The 2,355-nt window shown below is 54.1% G+C and carries 1 rRNA gene (running past one end of the window); it reads right to left on the bottom strand.

Annotation, left to right across the window (positions count from 1 at the left end):
- Positions 1 to 19: 19 nt before the first annotated feature.
- A 23S ribosomal RNA gene (locus J8I87_RS43335) occupies positions 20 to 2,355 on the bottom strand; it runs 324 nt beyond the window's last position.

Raw genomic sequence — 2,355 nt, 5'->3', positions numbered from 1 at the left:
CGCAAAACACACCGGTTATAGGATCAAGCCTTACGGGCAATTAGTATCAGTTAGCTGAGCGCATTACTGCGCGTGCACACCTGACCTATCAACGTCCTGGTCTTGAACGACCCTTCAAGGGGCTCGAAGCCCCGGGGATATCTCATCTCAAGGCGAGTTTCCCGCTTAGATGCTTTCAGCGGTTATCTCTTCCGAACATAGCTACCCGGCGATGCCACTGGCGTGACAACCGGTACACCAGAGGTTCGTCCACTCCGGTCCTCTCGTACTAGGAGCAGCCCCCTTCAAATATCCAGCGCCCACGGCAGATAGGGACCAAACTGTCTCACGACGTTTTAAACCCAGCTCACGTACCTCTTTAAATGGCGAACAGCCATACCCTTGGGACCGGCTACAGCCCCAGGATGAGATGAGCCGACATCGAGGTGCCAAACACCGCCGTCGATATGAACTCTTGGGCGGTATCAGCCTGTTATCCCCAGAGTACCTTTTATCCGTTGAGCGATGGCCCTTCCATACAGAACCACCGGATCACTATGACCTGCTTTCGCACCTGCTCGACTTGTCGGTCTCGCAGTTAAGCACGCTTATGCCATTGCACTATCAGCACGATTTCCGACCGTACCTAGCGTACCTTCGTACTCCTCCGTTACACTTTGGGAGGAGACCGCCCCAGTCAAACTGCCCACCATGCACTGTCCCCGACCCGGATCACGGGCCAAGGTTAGAACCTCAAACAAACCAGGGTGGTATTTCAAGGACGGCTCCACGCAGACTGGCGTCCACGCTTCACAGCCTCCCACCTATCCTACACAGACCGGTTCAAAGTCCAATGCAAAGCTACAGTAAAGGTTCATGGGGTCTTTCCGTCTAGCCGCGGGGAGATTGCATCATCACAAACACTTCAACTTCGCTGAGTCTCGGGAGGAGACAGTGTGGCCATCGTTACGCCATTCGTGCAGGTCGGAACTTACCCGACAAGGAATTTCGCTACCTTAGGACCGTTATAGTTACGGCCGCCGTTTACCGGGACTTCAATCAAGAGCTTGCACCCCATCATTTAATCTTCCGGCACCGGGCAGGCGTCACACCCTATACGTCCACTTTCGTGTTTGCAGAGTGCTGTGTTTTTATTAAACAGTCGCAGCCACCAGTTTATTGCAACCCCTTCACCCTCCTGGCGCAGGCCAGTCAAGCTACAGGGGCGTACCTTATCCCGAAGTTACGGTACCAATTTGCCGAGTTCCTTCTCCCGAGTTCTCTCAAGCGCCTTAGAATACTCATCTCGCCCACCTGTGTCGGTTTGCGGTACGGTCAATGTGAAACTGAAGCTTAGAGGCTTTTCCTGGAACCCCTTCCGATTGCTTCGCTCCCTGAGGAGCTCGCGCCACGCCCTTGAATCCCGTGCCCGGATTTGCCAGAGCACCTTCTCCAACGCAGCGACCGGGACTTCCAACACCCGGACAACCTTCCGCGATCCGTCCCCCCATCGCATTTCACACTGGTACAGGAATATTGACCTGTTTCCCATCAGCTACGCATTTCTGCCTCGCCTTAGGGGCCGACTCACCCTACGCCGATGAACGTTGCGTAGGAAACCTTGGGCTTACGGCGAGGGGGCCTTTCACCCCCTTTATCGCTACTCATGTCAGCATTCGCACTTCCGATACCTCCAGCACACTTTCCAGTGCACCTTCGCAGGCTTACGGAACGCTCTCCTACCATGCATATAAATATGCATCCGCAGCTTCGGTATATGGCTTAGCCCCGTTACATCTTCCGCGCAGGACGACTCGATCAGTGAGCTATTACGCTTTCTTTAAAGGGTGGCTGCTTCTAAGCCAACCTCCTGACTGTTTTAGCCTTCCCACTTCGTTTCCCACTTAGCCATATTTGGGGACCTTAGCTGGCGGTCTGGGTTGTTTCCCTCTTGACACCGGACGTTAGCACCCGATGTCTGTCTCCCGTGATTGCACTCTTCGGTATTCGGAGTTTGCTATGGCGAGGTAATCCGCAATGGACCCCTCAACCATGACAGTGCTCTACCCCCGAAGGTGATACACGAGGCACTACCTAAATAGTTTTCGGAGAGAACCAGCTATTTCCAGGTTTGTTTAGCCTTTCACCCCTATCCACAGCTCATCCCCTGACTTTTCAACGTCAGTGGGTTCGGTCCTCCAGCACGTGTTACCGTGCCTTCAACCTGGCCATGGATAGATCACCTGGTTTCGGGTCTACACCCAGCGACTGAATCGCCCTGTTCGGACTCGCTTTCGCTACGCCTGCCCTAATCGGTTAAGCTCGCCACTGAATGTAAGTCGCTGACCCATTATACAAAAGGTACGCCGTCACCCC

Source organism: Paraburkholderia sp. LEh10, from assembly GCF_017814945.1.
Lineage (GTDB): Bacteria > Pseudomonadota > Gammaproteobacteria > Burkholderiales > Burkholderiaceae > Paraburkholderia.
Note: the sequence above shows the minus strand (reverse complement) of the source record. Positions and strands in the feature narration are given on the sequence as shown.